This is a genomic window from Roseovarius sp. MMSF_3359, assembly GCF_030733385.1.
GTDB lineage: Bacteria > Pseudomonadota > Alphaproteobacteria > Rhodobacterales > Rhodobacteraceae > Roseovarius.
Genome location: NZ_JASHJC010000016.1, coordinates 55645 through 74541, shown reverse-complemented (window position 1 = coordinate 74541; position 18897 = coordinate 55645). Strand labels below are relative to the sequence as shown.

Genomic DNA, 18897 nt, shown 5'->3' with positions numbered 1-18897 from the left:
TTGTTTGTGAACCGCTTCGAATTGGCCCCCGTGGATCAATCCTCGAAAAGCTCGTTCTGCCCCTCATTGGTCTCTTCTTCGGCATCCTCGTCGCCATCGCCAAGCTGCGGCATGGTACCGGGCGGTGGCCGGTTTTCGAGCAAGCCAGCCGATCGCAACTCCTTGAGGCCCGGCAAATCGCGTGCACTTTCCAACCCGAAGTGATCCAGGAAGGTCTGCGTCACCACGAAAGTCACCGGCCGCCCCGGCGTCATCTTGCGCCGCCCGAAACGGATCCATTCCATCTCCAGCAACTGGTCAACTGTGCCGCGGCTGACGGACACGCCGCGGATCTCTTCGATCTCGGCGCGGGTGACCGGCTGGTGATAGGCGATGATGGCCAAGGTCTCGGTCGCCGCACGGCTCAGCTTGCGCGTCTCGATTGTCTCGCGCTGCATCAGGAAACCCAGATCCGGCGCGGTGCGCATGGCCCAGGCATCGCCAACCTTCACAAGGTTCACGCCGCGCCCCTCATAGCGTTTGCGCAGATGCACAAGCGCCTCGGCCGCGTCGCTGCCATGGGGCATGCGGGATTCCAATTCGCGCACGGTGATCGGTTCGGCAGTGGCAAAGAGAATCGCCTCGCACATCCGCTCCTGCTCGCCCATTGGCGGCGCCTCAAAGAGGCTTTCACCTTCGTCTTCAATCTCTTCCGTCATACTCTTAATCCTTGCGCCGCAACTCGATGGGCGCGAAAACCTCTGATTGCCTGATCTCGACCTTGCCTTCTTTCACCAGCTCCAGCGAGGCGGCAAAGGTCGAGGCCGTGGCCGACCGCCGCCGCGCGGGGTCGGTCGTGAATCCGTCAGGCAGATAGCTTGATATGTCTGTCCAGGTTCCGGCAAAGCCGATCAGGCCGCGCATCCGTTCCAACGCCTGTTCAAGCGTGAACACCGCGTCGCGGTCCATTACGAAAGGGCGGAATTCATCTTTAGTCCGGATACGTGCATAGCCCTGCATCAGGTCGAGCAATGTCGCCGTATAGGTCACCCGCTTGATGCGCATTACATCTTCGGGGATGCCCCGGGCAAAGAAATCGCGCCCCAAACGGTCCCGCGCCATGAGCCTCGCCGCCGCCTCGCGCATTGCCTGCAAGCGTTCCAGCTGGAAGGCCAGATGCGCGGCCAGTTCTTCGCCTGATGGTCCTTCTTCGGTCGGATCCGGTGGTAGCAACAGGCGGGATTTCAGGAAGGCCAGCCAGGCTGCCATGACGAGGTAATCCGCCGCCAACTCGATCCTGAGTGCCTTAGCCTTCTCGACGAAGCCCAGGTATTGTTTCGCCAGCTCCAGGACCGAGATCTTGCGCAGATCAACCTTCTGCGTCCGGCTCAGCATCAAGAGCAGGTCCAAAGGCCCCTCGAACCCGTCCACATCCACGATCAACGCCTCGGCCGCCATGCGGTCCGCGACATTGTCGAAGCTGCTTACATTTTCGAAATCGTTCTCAGACATTCCCCGGCCCACCGATCAGCGCGCCAAGCTTTGCCTCAAGGGCGGGAATGTCAACCTCATCCGGTGTTTTCCGCTGCGCAAGGGCCGTTTCCGCGCGGCGCTGCGCCAGGTCGTCCATCTCACCGGCGGCCTCGGCCACCTCGCGGCGCGCATCGAGTGTTCCGTTGCAGTGCAGGATCACATCGCATCCCGCCGCCAGCGCCTCCTGCGCGATCTGCCCGAGCGACCCCTTCAGCGCCTTCATCGAGATATCGTCCGTCATCACCAGACCGTCAAAGCCGATCTGGTCGCGGATCACCTGCATCATCACCGGCGAGGTCGTGGCCGGGCGATCATCCACCGCGTCATAGACCAGGTGCGCGGTCATCCCCATCGGCAGGTCGTTCAGGGCCCGGAACGGGGCGAAATCCACGCGGTCCAACTCGTCCAGCCCGGCGCTGACCACGGGCAGGTCCAGATGGCTGTCCACAACGGCGCGTCCGTGACCGGGGATGTGTTTGACAACCGGCAACACACCACCATCCAGCAACCCGTCCGCCACCGCGCGGCCAATCTGCGCCACGCTATCGGGATCAAACCCGTAGCAGCGGTTCTTCAGGAAATCATGCGTGGCGGGCGCGGCCACGTCCACGAGCGGCGCGCAATTGCTGTCGATGCCAAGCGCATGTAGTTCTTGGGCAATGATCCGGTTGCGCAGATACATGGCCTCCACCGCCGCCTCACCCGACGCGGTCACATGGTCGAGCGCCGGCAGCCATTCGCGCCAGGTCGGGGAGCGCAGCCGCTGCACGCGCCCGCCTTCCTGGTCGATCGTAATCGGCGCGTTGCGCCCGACGGCGTCGCGCATCTCCGCGCAAAGCGCGCGCACCTGATCGGGCGTGTCGATATTGCGGGCAAACAGGATAAAGCCGAAGGGATTGGCCTGCGCAAAGAACCGTTTTTCCTCTGCCGTCAGGCGCAGCCCTTCGGCATCAAGGATCGTGGCCCCAAATCGGCTCAACGGGTGACCACCGGAATGCATTCGGCGTTTTCCGCGACCAGTGCCGAGCAGAAGCGGCGCGCGTCACTCAGGTCGGCAAACCCCATGGCGCGCAACCGGTAAAACGTCCGCCCGCCGCTTTGAGCCTTCTGCACCACGCGCTGTTTGCCTTCGAGATATTCGCCGAATTTGCCATTGAGCCGCGCCCATTCGCTGCGCGCGATCTCGGCGCTTTCAAAGGCGCCAAGCTGTGCCAGACGGGTGCCGACAGGAATGGCGCTCGCCTCGACTTCGGCGGGGGCCGATGCTGGCGTTGGCGCGGGAGCCGTGCCCGCTTGCAATGCGGCAGGGCGAATATGCGGGCGCAGGGACTTGCTCAAACCGCCCTCGACCTTGGGCGCTTTTTCGGCGGCGTCCGCTTCAAACCCTTCGATCGGCTCTACATCCTTGACGATCCTGGCCACCAAGGCATCGACCGAAGCCAGTTGCAGCGCCTCTTCATCCGCGGCTGTTTGCGGTACGGGCTCACCGGCTTCGGCGGTCGGCGTTGCGCGATCTTCCTCCTCTTGGGCTTCGGCCCTCAGGGCGGATGCCGGTTCATCCTCAAGCGACAACTCCAAAGGCTCCGGCGCCAGAACAAGGCGGTCCGCCGGATCGGACGCGGCCCCGACAGCGGCAACATCGTTGACCGACAGCCCCTGGTTCGAGGCCTGCTCCCCACCCGGGTCATCGGGTTGCACCCGCATCGGGCCTTCGGCAGCGCGCACCACCGGCACGCCGCTCACGTCACGGACCAGCAGCTTGTAGCCCCAAACACCGATCCCGGCGACGAGGCCAACCGATATCGCCGCGCCGAGAAAGTTCGTCAGCTTCTTGAGTGCTTGTGCTCGCGTGGGGGCAGCGATCTGCTGCGTACCGTATACCTGTGCCATGTCTCGCCTCTTTCCGCCGGCGCAACGTGACGGCCGGGGTTGATATGATCTGCCTCATCCCCAGCGATTTTTGACGTGCGGTTGTTACCGCATCTCTTCTGCCGGAGTTACCCCCAGAATACCAAGACCGGCGGAAATAACAACGGTTACGGCACGCGCCAGCGCAATTTTCGCCTGCGTTCCGGCCGGGTCCGCCTCATCGAGAAAGCGCAGCGACGGCTCATCATGGCCACGATTCCAAAGCGCATGCAATTCACTGGCCAGATCATAGAGGTAAAACGCCACGCGATGCGGCTCATTCGTGCGGCCCGCAATTTCGACCAGGCGCGGCCATTCCGCCACCTTCTTTGCGACCGAAATCTGCGCCTCGTGGGTCAGCAGCGCAAGATCAGCCGCGCCGAGTTCCGCGTCATCCACGGCAATCCCGGCCTCGCGCGCCTTGCGCAAAACCGAGTTCACCCGCGCATTGGCATATTGCACGTAGAAAACCGGGTTATCCTTGGACTGCTCCAGTACCTTGTCGAAGTCGAAATCGAGCGGCGCGTCATTCTTGCGAGTCAGCATGACGAAGCGGGTCACATCGGCGCCCACCTGGTCAACCACGTCGCGCAGGGTGACAAAGGTCCCCGCCCGTTTGGACATCTTGAACGGCTCGCCATTCTTGTAGAGCTTCACGAGTTGCGTGAGCTTGATATCGAGCGGCACCTTGCCATCGCTGAGCGCACTGACCGCCGCCTTCATCCGCTTGACATACCCGCCGTGATCGGCACCGAAGACGTCGATCAGCGCATCGAACCCGCGCGTGACCTTGTCATAGTGATAGGCGATATCGGGGGCGAAATAGGTCCAGCTTCCGTCGGATTTCATCACCGGGCGGTCCACGTCATCGCCATGTTCGGTCGATTTGAAGAGCGTCTGCTCCCGCGGTTCCCAATCCTCGGGCTTCTTGCCCTTGGGCGGCTCCAGCACGCCCTCGTAGATCAGGCCCTTGGCCTTGAGCGCCTCCAGCGCCTCTTCGATCCGACCGGTGCCATAGAGCGATTTTTCGGAATAGAACTTGTCCATCTCGACGCCAAGCGCCTTCAGGTCGGCACGGATCAGGTCCATCATCGCCTCGGTGGCAAATTCGCGCACATCCAGAAGCCAGACATCCTCGGGCTGATCCACATAAGCGTCACCCACCTTGTCCTTGAGCGCCTGCCCGACGGCAATAAGGTAGTCACCGGGATAGGTGCCATCCTCGAACGCCACGGCCTGCCCATGCGCTTCGAGGTAGCGCAGGTAAACCGACCGCGCCAGCACATCGACCTGCGCGCCGCCATCGTTGATGTAATATTCGCGCGTCACGTCATGGCCGGTGAAATCCAGCAGGCTCGCCAGTGCATCGCCAAAGACCGCGCCGCGTGTGTGGCCGACATGCAGCGGCCCCGTGGGGTTGGCGCTGACATATTCCACGTTGACCTTCGCGCCCTGCCCCATGGTTGAGCGACCGAAATCGTCGCCCACCGCGAGCGCCGCGCGCAGCACCGATTGCCAAAGCTGCGGGTCCAGCCGCAGGTTCAGAAAGCCCGGGCCAGCCACTTCGGCGCTTGTGATGCGCGCGTCATCGGTCAGCTTGGCGGCCAGCGCCTCGGCAATATCACGCGGCTTGAGGCCCGCAGGCTTGGCAAGTACCATCGCGGCATTCGTGGCCATGTCCCCATGGGCGGCATCGCGCGGCGGCTCGACCGCCACGTTGGCAAAATCCAGCCCGCCAGGCAGCGCGCCCTCGGCCTGAAGTATCGCCAGCGTTTCCAGCACAAGTTCCCGAATTTCGGTGAACACATTCATCGCAACATTCCTTCCAGCGTTGCGCGTGGGTTACCCACTGACAGGCCGGGGGTCAACGTGTCATTCGACCTGAGCAAACCATCCGGGGCCACCAGCAACAGATCAGGCCGGGGCCGCATCACCATCGGCCGGAGCCGGATCATCATTGTTCGGACCCAACCACAGGATCCGCGTCCCCGCCTCGGCCTTCAGCTTGGCATTTTCATCCAGAAGACGCAGCGCGCCCTGCCCGCCGATCTCGGCCAGCGGGATTGCCTCTGGATTGGTCTCTTGCCAATCCTCAAGGGTGAACGTTTCGGTCAGGCGGGTGGAGCGCACTTCCCACCTCGCCTGCATATGCCGCGCGATCTCCAGGAAACTCATGCCCGCCGCAAAGGGCCGCCCGCCGAGCGATGGCGGCAGCGCGTGGCGTTTGTTTTCCTGCTTCGCCTGCTTCAGCTGAAAGACATTATCGCGGCCAAACTCCGGCGCGAGATCGGTGGCGACAAGCGTGTTATAGGCTTCATTGTCACTGATCGCGACGACGCGGCCAAAGCTCATCAATTCGACCCCGTGTTCGGCGGCCTCCGACAGGATATCGCCGAAAAAGACCGGCACACCAGCCTCGCGCGGGCGGCGCAACCGGGCGCGGTTGCTGTCGGCGACAAGAACCTCGACCTCATGTTTCTGCAACTCCTGCGCCAGCGAGGTCGAGAACTGCGACCCACCCACGATGATGACGCCGGGTGTATCGCCCCCAGCCAGGCCCAGGAACCGCGCGAAGGGGCGCAGGGAGAAGCCGTGCAACACAACCGTGGCCGCCACCAGCGCGAAGGCCAGCGGCGACAGGACCGCCGCATCCTCGATCCCCGCGGCCACGAGCCGTTCGCCGAACAGCCCCGCCACCGCAACCAGGACCACGCCACGCGGCCCGGTGAAGGCCACCAGGAAGCGTTCATTCATCGGGACGTTGGAAAACGCCAGCGAGATCATGACCGTCAGCGGACGGACGACGAAGATCACGGCAAGAAGGAAGAAAACAGCAGGCCAGCTCAGTTTCGAAAGCGTCTCGATATCCATCGACGCGGCCAGCAGGATGAACACGCCCGAGACCAGAAGCACCGTGGCGTGTTCTTTGAAGCGCCGCAGCTCAGTGTAGCTCGGCAGATGCGCGTTCGCCATCCAGATGCCCATGACGGTCACCGCCAGAAGCCCGCTTTCGTGCAGGACGTAATCAGACAGCGCGAAGACGCCCAGGAGCACGGCAAAGAGCACCGGCACTTTCATGTATTCCGGAACATACGCGCGGCGGAACGCCTCGGAGAGGGCCCAGCCGGCGGCGAGTCCGAGGATCGTTGCCACGGTAATGCCGCTCAGCATCGAGAAAGCCGCGTCGCCGATGGTCTCGGACGCCTGCATGACCAGGACAAGTTCAAAGGCAAGAACCGCAGCCAACGCACCAATGGGGTCGTTGACGATCGCCTCCCATTGCAGCAACTGCCCAGGCCGTTTGCGCAGCCGCGCCTGCCGCAGAAGCGGTGCGATCACCGTCGGGCCGGTCACGATCATGATGCCGCCGAAGACGGCCGAGGTGGCCCAGCTTAGCCCGGCCACGTAATGCAACGCGAGGGTCGAGCCCAGCCACCCCACCGGTGCGCCGACAAAGACCAGACGTCGAACACCGACGGCGGCACTCCGCAGGCTTTCGATGTTGAGGGTCAGCCCGCCTTCGAAGAGGATAATGGCCACCGCAATCGCGATCATCGGCTGCATCAGCGGCCCGATATCCTCGCGCGGATCGAAAATCCCAAGACCCGGCCCCACGGCAAGCCCCGCCAGCAGCATCAGCACAATCGCGGGCATCCTGAGCCGCCAGGCTAGCCATTGCGCGCCCACACCCAACGCGCCCACCAGCGCAAATCCCATGACGGGCGGCATGCCCGCCGCTGCCTCAACTGCCATTTTCTATGCCACTCCCTGTTCGCCGATAGTGTCCGGAACACCCAGCAGGCGCGCATGGCTCTGCCGGGCGAAACGGTCGGTCATGCCGGCGATGTAGTCGCTGACAATGCGCGCCAATGCCGTCTCATCCGTCGCGTTCTCAATATCTCTACGCCATTGATCGGGAAGATGTTCCGGCGTTTCCAGAAAAAACGCAAAAAGCTCTTCGACGATCCCGGTGACCTTGCGGCGCATTTCCATCACGCTCGGCGCGCGGTACATGCGCGCAAAAAGGAACTCGCGGATCTCGCGCAGCTCCTGCCAGAGCCCGTCGGAAAATCGGATGACCGGGTGCCCAAGACCCCTGACCGCCGCCGCATCGTCCGGCGCCGCGTTTGCCAATAGCCCGGTTGACGTGATGATGACATCCTCGACCATCACACCAAACACGCGCCGCAACGCTTCGTGACGGCGCCGGTAGCCGTCGAGACCGGGGTACTTGGCATCGACCGCCGCGTAACATGGCCCGATGATCGGCAGCTTGCGCACATCTTCTTCGGTAAAGAGCCCCGCCCGCAGCCCGTCATGCAGGTCGTGGTTGTTATATGCGATATCGTCGGCCAACGCGGCCACCTGCGCCTCGGCACTGGCATGGGTATGGAGTTCCAGATCATGCATCGCGTTATAATCCGCCAGCGCATAGGGAAGAACACCGGTGACGGGACCATTATGCTTGGCGATGCCTTCAAGCGTGTCCCAGGTCAGGTTCAGCCCTTCGAATTCCGCATAATGCCGCTCCAAAGAGGTAACGATACGGACCGCCTGCGCATTGTGATCGAACCCGCCATAGGGCGCCATCATCGCATCGAGTGCATCTTCGCCAGTGTGGCCAAAGGGCGTGTGGCCGAGGTCATGGGCAAGCGCCACGGCCTCGGTCAACTCCCCATTGAGCTTCAAAGCCCCGGCGATTGTCCGCGCGACCTGCGCCACCTCGATCGAATGGGTCAGGCGGGTGCGGAAGTAGTCGCCCTCATGCTCGACGAATACCTGCGTCTTGTGCTTGAGGCGGCGAAAGGCGCTGGAATGGATGATCCGGTCCCGATCCCGCTGATAACAGGAGCGAAAGGCGCTTTCTTCTTCTGTCACCAGACGTCCCCGCGATGCGGCCGGGTCCGATGCATAAGGCGCTTTCATTATGGTTGTCCTTGTCGCCTGTTCCTGCGGTCCATATATTGCATCGTGACGTCATTAGAAACCGTTTGGGAAGTCCGAAATGAACCTGCCGCCCAAAGTCACGGATCGTGCCTTTTCCCGCCTCGCCGAAATCGGTGCGGGCGATGACGGTCAGGCGCTGCGCGTCGCGGTCGAAGGTGGCGGATGTTCGGGGTTTCAGTACGAGATCAAACTCGACGCCCCGGCGCAGGATGATCTGGTGCTTGAAGGTCTGGGGCAGAAGGTGGTGGTCGATAGCGTGTCCCTGCCGTTTCTCGCCGGGGCCACGATTGATTTCACCGAAGAGCTGATCGGCGCACGGTTCGTGATCGACAACCCGAATGCCAGCAGCTCCTGCGGATGCGGCACATCATTTTCCATGTAAAACAAAGAACTGCCGGACAGAGCTAACGTCATTCCGCGGGCATGATCCGGGGTTTGACCGGTGCCGGTTTCGTCGCAGCGATCGCCTGATCATAGACCAGCCATGCCCCGGCGCAGATGATGATCGCCGCCCCGCAGAAGACCATGCCACCCGGCACCTCTCCGAACACCACCATGCCGATTCCAACCATCCAGAGGAATTGCAGGTTCATCAGCGGCGTGACCACATAGGCGGGCAGCATCTTGAGCGCCGCGACCAGCACCCACCGCGCGCCGAAGAGAAGCACCGCATAGGCCAACGCCCAGCCGATATCCGCAAGCGCCATCGGCGTGAAGACGAAAGGCAGCGCCGCCCCCATGACCACCATGAGCGCCAGGTTCGGGTAAAAGACCTGCGCCAGAAGGTTGTCGTCGCGCCGCCCGATATAGCGCGAAGCGACCATTGACACGGTTCCCAAAACCACCGCGGCAAGCGCCACCAGATGTCCAAAGCCCACCGAACTGATCCCATGCGGGAAAAGGCACATCACGCCGACCGCGCCAAGCGCAAGGGCCACCCAAACCTGCGGTCGGACCGCCTCGCCCAGGAACGGACCGGACATCAGGGCGGCGAAGAGCGGGATCATCGCGATGAACAGGAATACCTCGGCAAAGGGCAAGAGCCGGAAGGCGTAGAAAAACGCCACCGTCCCCGCCACCGTGGCCAGCACCCGGATCGCCATGGCGCCGGGACAGGTGGTGCGCATGCCGCGCGACCCGCCCCCCCGACGGTTCGCCAGGACGCTGAGCGCGGCAACGACGCCGCCAGACAGGGCAAAGAGCTGCGGCGCGGCATAGGTGGCGGCGAACATCTTGGTGATGCCATCGGCGCTTGAGATCAGCATCGTGTAGAGCGCGGTCAGCAGAACCCCCGCCGTAACCGGCCCGAGGATGGCCCCGGCCCTCACGCGATCGCTCCGTGCAGGCCGACGCGGGCAAATCCGGCGAAAAACGCATCGAACCGGTCATTGGCGGCCTCGGCAGCGGTCAGGACGGTATAGGCCTCTTCCGACAGGTGGTCCGACACGGGGCCGCGCATCGCCTGCCAGTCGTCGCTGCGCGCCTCGCCCATTTCATAGACGCATTCCGACAGCTCGCGCAGCGGCAGGGCCGACGGTGTTGGTTGGTGGAAGGTCACCCGGCCTTGGGGAATACTTGCGCCAAATCCACCTTTGTCCGCCACCTTCATGAACCAGTTGACCATCAGGTATTGGTGATAGTCATCCTGCACTGGGCCATCCGGGTCCTCCTGCAGAACGAACCCTTGCGCCTGCGACACCAACCAGTTTTCCCAGATTTCCGAGGGTTGCTGCCCGGCGAAACGCAGCGCGATACAAATCTCGGACAGCAGATCGACATTCAGATCGAGAAACGCCAGCGTCCCGGCGAATTTCAGGCTTTCGACAAAAGCATCATCAAGTTGCGGATCCTGCCGCCCGTATTCCGACAGGTAGAACACGATATGGGTCAGCTCATATGCAGCCTTCTTGTTGGGCATGGCAAAGGTGTTCGAGCGGCGGGCAAAAAGCCGCAAGCGGTCGTCCAGCCCCTCGTCCCTGCCGAGCGGGTCGACACCGCGCCTTAGACACAGCCGGCGCGCTTCGGCCCGTTGCAGGTCGGAAATCTCGGCTTCGACCAGGTTCTGTGCCGCCACCCAATGGGCCAACTGCGCGCCTTTGCGCCCTGGGATGCCCAGATCTTCCAGATCAAGACAGATCGACAGGAGAAAGCGGTAGTATTGCGGGAAAAAGCCCATGCGCTTTTCAATATCTTCGTAGAAACCGCCATGAACCGACAGCGCCTCGGCACTCAGTTCGGCACCGGTGCATTCCAGCACGTTCAGCGCCTCGGCATTTTCTTTGAGCCAGAACACATCATCCCCGAACCGGCGATGGTCGGCAAACGTGGTCAGCAGGGCCGCCTGCCGGGCGGCCGTGCTGTTTGGTCGGAACGGGGTGTGCAGGCGAACGATATTTGTCATGACTTTTCCCTCCATGGCAGAAATCGGGCCTCTGCCCCGTTCCGTTGCGGTGTCTTACATGCTCGACGTGAAGATCTCGCAGCCATCGCCCTCGGTGGTGTCGGCCTCGGCCTTGGGTGCCATCGAAGACGTGAAGGCACCAACCGCCTCGCCTTCCGATGTCCTGCCTGCGGTCACCGGCCCCATGGAAGAGGTGAAAAGCTCCACCGCATCCCCCGATCCGGTCTTTCCAGCGGCGACAGGACCCATCGACGACGTGAACATCTCGACCGCTTCGCCGGCACCGGCTTCGGCGGTTGTTGCGGGCCCCATGGACGACGTGAACATTTCAACCCCGTCCCCCTGACGGGCGTCTGCGGTGGTCGATGGCCCCATGGAGGAGGTGAACATTTCGACCATCGACGAGGTAAACATCTCGACCGCGTCACCCCGGCCAGCCAGGGCGGTGGTTGCGGGCCCCATCGAAGAGGTGAACGCTTCCACCGCCTCGCCGCCATGCAGGCTGGTCTCAGGCAATGATTTGTTAACTTTTGCAGCCGATATTTCTTTGCGAATTGCGGACATTTTCGTCTCCCAGGTTGTGTGATTGCAGCACAAAAACGCTTGCACGTTAAACGTGTTTTGCCAAGGACGTTAACATCTTTAAGGGGTTATTCCCGCCGGAATTCAATCGAAGGTAGAGCCGCAAGTTTCTGAAAATTCAATAGGATTTTCGTGTTAAATTTTTTCACATTTTACACTTGTCAAGTATTTTTATCAAAGTTTTCCCCAGCTTATCCACAAACTTATCATCAGAATCACTCGAAGAGACCGACAAGACGACCCTCCTCGATTCGCCGATCAGCCCTTGTCTGCGGCGACGCGCTGCGCGATAGAGGACGCGAGACAGAACCGGGGGTCGGGCCATGAAAATCGCCAGTTTCAACATCAACGGCATCAAGGCCAGGATTCAGGCCCTGCCCGACTGGCTTGATGAGGCGCAACCCGATGTGGTGCTGCTCCAGGAGATCAAATCCATCGATGAGAACTTCCCGAGAGAACTTTTCGAGGACAAGGGTTACATTGTCGAAACCCACGGGCAGAAGAGCTTCAACGGGGTGGCAATCCTGTCGAAACGCCCGCTTGAGGATGTGACACGGGGACTGCCCGGTGATGATACCGACGAGCAGGCCCGCTGGATCGAAGCCACGGTGATGGGCGACAAGACGGCGGTTCGGGTATGCGGGCTCTATCTGCCCAATGGCAACCCGGCGCCGGGGCCGAAATACGACTACAAGCTCGCCTGGATGGAACGCCTGAAGACCCGCGCGGCAGAGTTGCTCGCCGCCGAAGAGCCCGCGCTGATGGCCGGGGATTACAACATCATCCCGCAAGACGAAGACGCCAAGCGACCCGACGCCTGGCGCGAAGACGCCCTTGCCCGCCCCGAAAGCCGAGCCGCATATCGGCGGATCGTGAACCTGGGTTTTACCGAAGCCTTTCGCAGCCGGACGCAGGGTCCGGGCCACTATACGTTCTGGGATTACCAGGCCGGGGCGTGGAACCGCGATGACGGCATCCGGATCGACCATTTCCTGCTGACACCGCAGGCGGCGGACCTGCTCAGGGATTGCCAGATCGACAAAGAGACCCGCGCGCGAGAAAAACCTTCAGATCACGTACCGATCTGGGTCGAACTGGACGCCTGACCGGCGCAGTCGGTGACGTCGTGGCCGTAGAGCCAGTCAAACTGGCGCATCATCCGCACCGGGGCCAGTGCACCGCCCAGATGCAACGCCGCATGGGCCGCCCACCGCAGCGGCGGAAGCGACAGGTGATATTTGCGCGCATTGCCATTGGCCGCAGCGACCACCCGACGCACCCGCGCCTCGCGCCGTGCCTGATAGGATTGCAGCGCCTGATCGCGCGGCAGGTCGGTCGATAGCGCATCTGCAAGGACCCAGGCATCTTCGAGCGCCATTGAGGCCCCTTGTGCCAGGAACGGCAATGTCGGATGGGCCGCATCGCCCAGGAGCGCCGTCCCCTCCCGGTGCCAGATCGGGGCCACCGGATGACGAAAAAGTCCCCAGAGATTGACCGTCTCGATCGCGCCCAGCATGTCGCGCACCTCGGGGCAGAAGTCACCGAAAGCGGCCTGAACCGCGACCGGATCGTCCTTCTGGCTCCAGCTTTCCGAGGCCCAGGCGGCGCGTTCCTGCACCGCAACGATGTTGAGCATATCTCCACCGCGCAACGGGTAGCTCACCACATGGCGGTGCGGCCCCATATGGACATGGGCCTCCGGCCCCCTGCCCGCGCGGTTTGGCACAACGCCACGCCACGCCACCTGACGGGTAAAGAACGGCGCCGACCTGCCGTTCAGAACCGGGCGCAGGCGGGAATTCAGGCCGTCCGCACCGATCACAAGGTCTGCCGTAACCGACGCCCCGTTGGCCAGGTCAACACGCGGCGTGGTGCCCGGGGTGATGGCATCGACCTTTTGCAGCAGGCGGATCTTGACGCCCGCCGCCCGCGCACCGGCGGCCAGGAGGTCGATCAGATCGGCGCGGTGCGTGAAGAAATAGTCGCGCGACGCCAACTGCGTCAGATCGAGCCGGACCACCTGCCCCCGGCGATAATCGTGGAGCGCCACGGCCTCTGCCCGGACCGACGCATCGGTGACCGCGTCGCCGAGGCCCAAGGCGCGCAGGACGGCAAAACCGTTCGGGCTGATCTGCAACCCCGCGCCGACTTCCTTGATGGCTTCGGCTTGTTCAAGGACCGTCACGTCAGCGCCGCGCAGGGCGCAGGCGCGCGCCACCGCAAGCCCGCCAATGCCCGCGCCGATCACAACGATTTTCATATCCGTTAACGCCATGACACTCTGGGGCCATCCGGTTCTTGTATAGAATCGCTTCTTGCTGTCTCTCGCCCGCGTCTTTCCCCTCGGGGCGATGCCGGCACGTCAACAAAAGTTGCGTAGCCTTAGTGAAACGAAAAACGCCGGAGCGAAAGCCCCGGCGCCTTATCTTTTGTCATCGAACCCCGCGATCAATCGTCGCGATGAACTTTCTCACGGCGCTCGTGGCGCTCCTGCGCCTCAAGGCTCATGGTTGCGATCGGACGTGCATCCAGCCGCTTCAGGCTGATCGGCTCTCCGGTGACCTCGCAATAGCCGTATTCGCCGTTGTCGATCCGGCGCAAGGCGCTGTCGATCTTGGCAACCAGCTTGCGCTGACGGTCACGGGTCCGCAACTCAAGCGCACGGTCGGTCTCTTCGCTGGCGCGGTCGGCGACATCGGGGATTGCCCGTGTACCATCCTGCAACGCTTCAATCGTATCGCGGCTCTCTTCCAGCAGGTCATCGCGCCAATCAATCAGTTTGCGGCGGAAATATTCCAGCTGTCGTTCATTCATAAAAGGTTCGTCTTCGGCAGGACGATAATCGTCAGGCAGAAAAGTTTCCGCTTTCATGTCTTCTCCCTTATCAAGGCCAGTGTCCGGCATGGTCTTCTCCTCAGACATGTGGCACCCCAATGCGCTGCGTTTACACCCGCAAAAAAGGATTGTCACTAGCCAATCACGCGCCATTGATGTGAATTGCGGTTGCCGCTAGTTTGCGGTCTGCCATTGTCGTTAAATGCCATGAAAAGGGTTGAAAAAGAATGAAATTCCAGGGCACCGACAGTTATGTCGCCACCGATGACCTGACAATCGCGGTTAACGCTGCGGTAACTTTGGAGCGTCCACTGCTGGTCAAGGGGGAGCCCGGCACCGGAAAAACGGAGCTGGCCAAGCAGGTGGCGCAGTCCCTGGGCCTCGAAATGCTCGAATGGAACATCAAATCCACGACCAAGGCACAGCAGGGGCTTTACGAATATGACGCCGTCAGCCGGTTGCGCGACAGCCAGTTGGGCGAGGAACGTGTGCATGACGTCTCGAACTACATCCGCAAGGGCAAGCTCTGGCAGGCCTTCGAGGCCGAGAGCAAAGTCGTGCTGCTCATTGACGAGATCGACAAGGCCGATATCGAGTTTCCCAACGACCTTTTGCAGGAACTCGACAAGATGGAGTTCCACGTCTACGAGACCGGCCAGACGATCCGCGCCAAGAACCGGCCCGTGGTCATCATTACCTCCAACAATGAAAAGGAACTGCCCGACGCCTTCCTGCGCCGGTGTTTCTTTCACTATATCCGCTTCCCGGACATGGACACGATGCGCAAGATCGTGGAAGTGCATCACCCGGGGCTCAAAGACGCACTTTTGACCACCGCGCTGACGCAGTTCTATGAGATCCGGGAACAGACCGGCCTCAAGAAGAAGCCGTCCACCTCCGAGGTGCTCGACTGGCTCAAACTGATCCTTGCCGAGGATCTCGACGCCGAGGATCTCCGCCGTGGTGGTGCCGATGCCTTGCCAAAACTGCACGGGGCGCTTTTGAAGAACGAGCAGGATGTGCACCTTTTCGAGCGGCTGGCCTTCATGGCTAGAAGTCAGCGGTAATCTGCCATCGGCGGGTTCCGCCATATGTTGTGCGGACGCGGAGTTGATCGACGGCGCACACCGATTATAGTGTGGCAGGGCAACGGTTTGAGGGTTCTGATGCGTTTATTGATGGTACCGCTGTTTCTGGCACTGGCCGGCTGTGCAACCGGGCCTGCCCGCGACCTGCCGACGCGCGCTTCAAGCGGCTCGCAAATCTCGCTTCCGGCAATGAAATCATTCTCGGTGCCGCGCCCGGAACGGCCCGCGCGGTCGAACCGGGATATTCAGCGCGATTTCCTCGACCTCAGCTTCACGCTGGAATCCGGCCGCTCTCTCTCGGTGTTTTCCCGGTTCGAAGGACCGATCACGGTGCGGGTCACCGGCGCGCCGCCACCCACGCTTGGTCCCGACCTGAACCGGCTGATCAGGCGTCTGCGGACCGAGGCTGGCATCAACGTCCGCCGCGTGACCGGCCCGGGCGCCAACATCACCATCCACGCCGTCAGCCGCAGCGACATCCAACGCTACCTGCCCAAGGCCGCGTGTTTCGTAGTCCCCAACATTTCGAGCCTCTCGGAATACCGCCGCGCCCGACGCCAGGGCATCACCAACTGGTCGCAACTCCGGACCCGCGAGAAGCTGGCGATCTTCCTGCCGAACGACGTCAGCCCACAGGAGGCACGCGATTGCCTGCACGAAGAACTGGCCCAGGCGATCGGCCCGCTCAACGACCTTTATCGCCTGCCCGACAGCGTCTTCAATGATGACAATGTGCACACGGTCCTGACCGGGTTCGACATGCTGATCTTGCGCACCTACTACGCGCCGGAGCTGCGCTCGGGCATGACCCGCGAGCAGGTCGCGGCAAAGCTCCCCGCGATCCTGTCGCGCTATAACCCGTCGGGTGACAAACTCTCGCCGGTCTACGCGCCCGAGACGCCGCGCGCCTGGATTCGGGCGATACAGACCGCCCTTGGCCCGGGCGCGGGCGACCGGCAGCGCACGGCAGCGGCACGGGACGCGCTCAGCATTGCCAAGTCCCGCGGCTGGCAGGATCATCGCCGCGCCTTCAGCCATTTCGCCGTGGGCCGGGTCCTGCGCTTTTCGGATCCCGACCGCGCCTATCAGCATTTCCTGGACGCCGACCGATATTATCGCCGGACACCCGGAACGTCGCTGCACCGGGCCTATTCCGCCTCGCAACTGGCCGCGACCGCAATCCTGAAAGGAGACGGCCCGCGGGCGCTTGCCTTTGTCGCGCCGCATATGGCCACCGCCGAGCGGCACGAAAACGCGGCCTTGCTGGCCAACCTCCTGCTCCTGCGGGCCGAGGCGCTTGACCTGATGGGCCGCCACCGCGAAGCCGAGGCGGTGCGTCTGGACAGTCTCGGCTGGGCGCGGTACGGGTTCGGCGCCGAATGGGCGAGGCGCGCGAAACAGCGCGAAATCACCGTTGTCGGCGCGGCGAATACATCGGACGGGTAGAACATGATCGTACTTCTGGGGGCCATCCTTGGCACCATCACCGGCGCCCTGGTCGCGTGGCGCCGCAAGGGTCGGTTGGCCGACATCCTGCAATACGCCTTTGTCTTTTTCCTGATCTTCACCATGGCGGGGCTCTTCATCACGCTGCTCATTCACCGCGCGGCAGTGATCTGAGCGCGGCATGTTCCTTCCCTTCTTCGATAATCTGCGCAAGGCCGGGGTGCCGGTCAGCTTGCGGGAATATCTGACATTTCTCGAAGGGATGAGTGTCGGGCTGGCCACCTATGACATCGACGGGTTCTACTACCTGGCCCGCACCGCGATGGTCAAAGACGAGCGCAACATCGACCGGTTCGACCGCGCCTTTGCCGCCAGTTTCGAAGGGCTGGAGGCGATCACTGCCGAGCAGGTCATGGAGGCCGTCGATCTGCCGGAAGACTGGTTGCGCAAGATGGCCGAAAAGCACCTGACCGATGCCGAAAAGGCCGAGATCGAGGCGCTTGGCGGGTTCGACAAGCTGATGGAGACGCTCAAGGAGCGTCTGAAAGAGCAGCAGGGCCGCCACCAGGGCGGGAACAAATGGATCGGCACCGCAGGCACCTCGCCCTTTGGCGCCTATGGCTACAACCCCGAAGGCATCCGCATCGGGCAACACGAAAGCCGCCATCAACGGGCGGTCAAGGTGTGGGACAAGCGCGAATTCCGGAACTTCGATGACAGTGTCGAGCTTGGTACGCGCAACATCAAGGTGGCGCTTAAACGCCTGCGCCGGTGGGCGCGCGACGGTGCGTCGGAGGAGCTCGACCTGGACGGCACGATCCGCGCCACCGCCGAGCACGGATACCTAGACGTGCAGACCCGGCCCGAGCGGCGCAACGCGGTCAAGGTGCTGCTGTTTCTCGATGTGGGCGGGTCGATGGATGCCCATGTGAAGGTGGTCGAAGAGCTTTTCTCCGCCGCTGCCGCGGAATTCAAGCATTTCGAACATTTCTACTTCCATAACTGCCTTTATGAAGGGGTCTGGAAGGACAACCGCCGCCGGTGGGATGCGCAGACGCCAACCGATGAAATCCTTCGGACCTACGGATCGGATTACAAGTGTATCTTCGTGGGCGACGCCTCAATGTCTCCTTTCGAGATTGTCTATCCCGGCGGCGCGAACGAACATTGGAACCCGGAGGCCGGGCAGGTCTGGCTGAACCGCGCGCGCGATCAATGGCCTTCGAACCTCTGGATCAACCCAGTGCCGGAAAAGCACTGGCGCTACACCCAGTCGATCACCATGATCCACGAGATCTTCGAAGGCCGCATGGTGCCGATGACCCTGTCGGGCATCGAGGCCGGGATGAAAGAGCTGGTGCGCTGAGCTAAGCCGCACCCGCCTCCCGCAACTGCCGGTAAAGATGCCATGACGCATGACCCAGAAGCGGCAGCACGATAAAGAGCCCCAGGAAGCCCGGCAGCAGCGCAAGAAACGTAAGACCCGCGATCAGAGCGGCCCAGGTCAGCATCGGGAGCAGGTCGCGCTGCACCACCTGAAAGCTCGTTATCATAGCGGTCACGAAATCCACCTCCCGGTCCAGCAGGAGCGGCAGCGCGATGACCGTGATCATGAAAAGCAAGAGCGCAAATATGCCACCCACCAGTGTCCCGACCGCCAGCATCGCCAGCCCGTTGCCGGTCAGGAACACCGCATAGGATGACGAGATATTGGTCATTGTCGACAGGCCAAGAAAGAGCGCGAAGATCATATGCGCCAGGAAGAACCAAAAGAGGAAGACGATGATGATAATGGCGCAGATCGACGGCAATTGCCGTCGTCGCTGATGCGCTATGACCCCCAGCACACCCGGCATGTCGAGCGCACGGCCTTCGTCGAGCCTGTGGCTCACCTCGTAAAGCCCAACGGCGGCAAAGGGGCCGATCAAGGGGAACCCGACAGCGGCGAAGATAAGCCAATAGCTATGCCCCGTCGCCAAGGTGATCCAGACCATCACCCAGCCGAGCAGAACGTAGGTCCCGGCGAAAAGCACCGCATAGCCGGGCGCCTGTTTCATATCGCTCCAACCCCGGCGGAGCGCCTCGCCCAACATCGGAAACGTCACCCGGCCCAGGTCGGGCACACCGTGTTCAGGCGTTATCACATCATCCATACCAAACCTCCCTCGCCGCACCGTA

At 62.3% G+C, this 18897-nt stretch carries 19 protein-coding genes; 6 read left to right on the top strand and 13 right to left on the bottom strand.

All coding sequences use genetic code 11. From position 1 onward, the window contains the following. Positions 1 to 35: 35 nt before the first annotated feature. The 7 genes from scpB to RBB29_RS19175 all read right to left on the bottom strand — a co-directional run bounded on the left by scpB (position 36) and on the right by RBB29_RS19175 (position 8346). Complete coding sequence (gene scpB, locus RBB29_RS19205; protein ID WP_306116336.1) at positions 36 to 698, bottom strand: SMC-Scp complex subunit ScpB; 663 nt, start codon at positions 696 to 698, stop codon at positions 36 to 38. Between the two features lie 4 nt (positions 699 to 702). Further along, positions 703 to 1491: a ScpA family protein gene (locus tag RBB29_RS19200; RefSeq protein ID WP_306116337.1), complete on the bottom strand. Its 789-nt coding sequence runs from the start codon at positions 1489 to 1491 to the stop codon at positions 703 to 705. Beyond that, positions 1484 to 2512 carry a beta-N-acetylhexosaminidase gene (gene nagZ, locus RBB29_RS19195; RefSeq protein WP_306116338.1) on the bottom strand — a complete coding sequence of 343 codons (1029 nt, stop codon included), beginning with the start codon at positions 2510 to 2512 and terminating at the stop codon, positions 1484 to 1486. The genes RBB29_RS19200 and nagZ overlap by 8 nt, the downstream gene beginning before the upstream one ends. Continuing rightward, entirely contained in the window at positions 2488 to 3402 is a 915-nt protein-coding gene (locus RBB29_RS19190) for an SPOR domain-containing protein (RefSeq protein WP_306116339.1), read from the bottom strand. Before RBB29_RS19190 ends, nagZ begins: the two co-directional genes overlap by 25 nt. A gap of 84 nt (positions 3403 to 3486) precedes the next feature. Next, positions 3487 to 5232 (bottom strand): arginine--tRNA ligase, encoded by a 1746-nt coding sequence (gene argS, locus RBB29_RS19185; RefSeq protein ID WP_306116340.1) that lies wholly within the window; start codon positions 5230 to 5232, stop codon positions 3487 to 3489. 102 nt (positions 5233 to 5334) lie between these two features. Beyond that, positions 5335 to 7173, bottom strand: coding sequence for a sodium:proton antiporter (locus tag RBB29_RS19180; protein WP_306116341.1), 1839 nt, complete (start codon positions 7171 to 7173; stop codon positions 5335 to 5337). A gap of 3 nt (positions 7174 to 7176) precedes the next feature. Further along, positions 7177 to 8346: a deoxyguanosinetriphosphate triphosphohydrolase gene (locus tag RBB29_RS19175; protein ID WP_306116342.1), complete on the bottom strand. Its 1170-nt coding sequence runs from the start codon at positions 8344 to 8346 to the stop codon at positions 7177 to 7179. Positions 8347 to 8425: 79 nt separating this feature from the next. Here RBB29_RS19175 and RBB29_RS19170 point away from each other — a divergent pair, with 79 nt between their 5' ends. After that, positions 8426 to 8749, top strand: coding sequence for an iron-sulfur cluster assembly accessory protein (locus RBB29_RS19170; protein ID WP_306116343.1), 324 nt, complete (start codon positions 8426 to 8428; stop codon positions 8747 to 8749). 28 nt (positions 8750 to 8777) lie between these two features. Here the strand turns inward: RBB29_RS19170 and RBB29_RS19165 are convergent, their stop codons facing one another. Genes RBB29_RS19165 through RBB29_RS19155 form a run of 3 tightly spaced genes read right to left on the bottom strand, consistent with a single transcriptional unit; the run spans position 8778 to position 11284 of the window. Next, positions 8778 to 9695, bottom strand: coding sequence for a DMT family transporter (locus RBB29_RS19165; protein ID WP_371931527.1), 918 nt, complete (start codon positions 9693 to 9695; stop codon positions 8778 to 8780). Beyond that, positions 9692 to 10768: a hypothetical protein gene (locus RBB29_RS19160; RefSeq protein WP_306116344.1), complete on the bottom strand. Its 1077-nt coding sequence runs from the start codon at positions 10766 to 10768 to the stop codon at positions 9692 to 9694. The genes RBB29_RS19165 and RBB29_RS19160 overlap by 4 nt, the downstream gene beginning before the upstream one ends. 54 nt (positions 10769 to 10822) lie before the next feature. Further along, positions 10823 to 11284: a DUF6749 family protein gene (locus tag RBB29_RS19155; RefSeq protein WP_306116345.1), complete on the bottom strand. Its 462-nt coding sequence runs from the start codon at positions 11282 to 11284 to the stop codon at positions 10823 to 10825. A 389-nt stretch (positions 11285 to 11673) separates the two neighbouring features. Here RBB29_RS19155 and xth point away from each other — a divergent pair, with 389 nt between their 5' ends. Next, positions 11674 to 12456, top strand: a complete 783-nt coding sequence (xth, locus tag RBB29_RS19150) for an exodeoxyribonuclease III (RefSeq protein WP_306116346.1) — start codon at positions 11674 to 11676, stop codon at positions 12454 to 12456. Here the strand turns inward: xth and RBB29_RS19145 are convergent. Next, complete coding sequence (locus tag RBB29_RS19145) at positions 12423 to 13625, bottom strand: FAD-dependent monooxygenase (protein WP_306116347.1); 1203 nt, start codon at positions 13623 to 13625, stop codon at positions 12423 to 12425. The genes xth and RBB29_RS19145 overlap by 34 nt on opposite strands. A 173-nt stretch (positions 13626 to 13798) precedes the next feature. Further along, a complete protein-coding gene (gene dksA, locus RBB29_RS19140) occupies positions 13799 to 14254 on the bottom strand; it encodes an RNA polymerase-binding protein DksA (RefSeq protein ID WP_306116348.1) in 456 nt (151 codons plus the stop codon). Between the two features lie 158 nt (positions 14255 to 14412). Here dksA and RBB29_RS19135 point away from each other — a divergent pair, with 158 nt between their 5' ends. From RBB29_RS19135 to RBB29_RS19120, 4 genes are all read left to right on the top strand, one after another. Continuing rightward, positions 14413 to 15252, top strand: a complete 840-nt coding sequence (locus RBB29_RS19135) for a MoxR family ATPase (RefSeq protein WP_306116349.1) — start codon at positions 14413 to 14415, stop codon at positions 15250 to 15252. Between the two features lie 99 nt (positions 15253 to 15351). Further along, the gene (locus RBB29_RS19130; protein WP_306116350.1) at positions 15352 to 16719 is read left to right on the top strand and encodes a DUF2927 domain-containing protein; all 1368 of its coding nucleotides are present in this window, start codon (positions 15352 to 15354) and stop codon (positions 16717 to 16719) included. 3 nt (positions 16720 to 16722) lie between these two features. Continuing rightward, positions 16723 to 16893, top strand: a complete 171-nt coding sequence (locus RBB29_RS19125; protein WP_306116351.1) for a hypothetical protein — start codon at positions 16723 to 16725, stop codon at positions 16891 to 16893. Positions 16894 to 16900: 7 nt separating this feature from the next. Next, positions 16901 to 18085, top strand: coding sequence for a VWA domain-containing protein (locus RBB29_RS19120; protein ID WP_306116352.1), 1185 nt, complete (start codon positions 16901 to 16903; stop codon positions 18083 to 18085). 1 nt (position 18086) lies between these two features. Here the strand turns inward: RBB29_RS19120 and RBB29_RS19115 are convergent, their stop codons facing one another. Next, entirely contained in the window at positions 18087 to 18872 is a 786-nt protein-coding gene (locus RBB29_RS19115; RefSeq protein WP_306116353.1) for a DUF2189 domain-containing protein, read from the bottom strand. Positions 18873 to 18897: the final 25 nt, after the last annotated feature.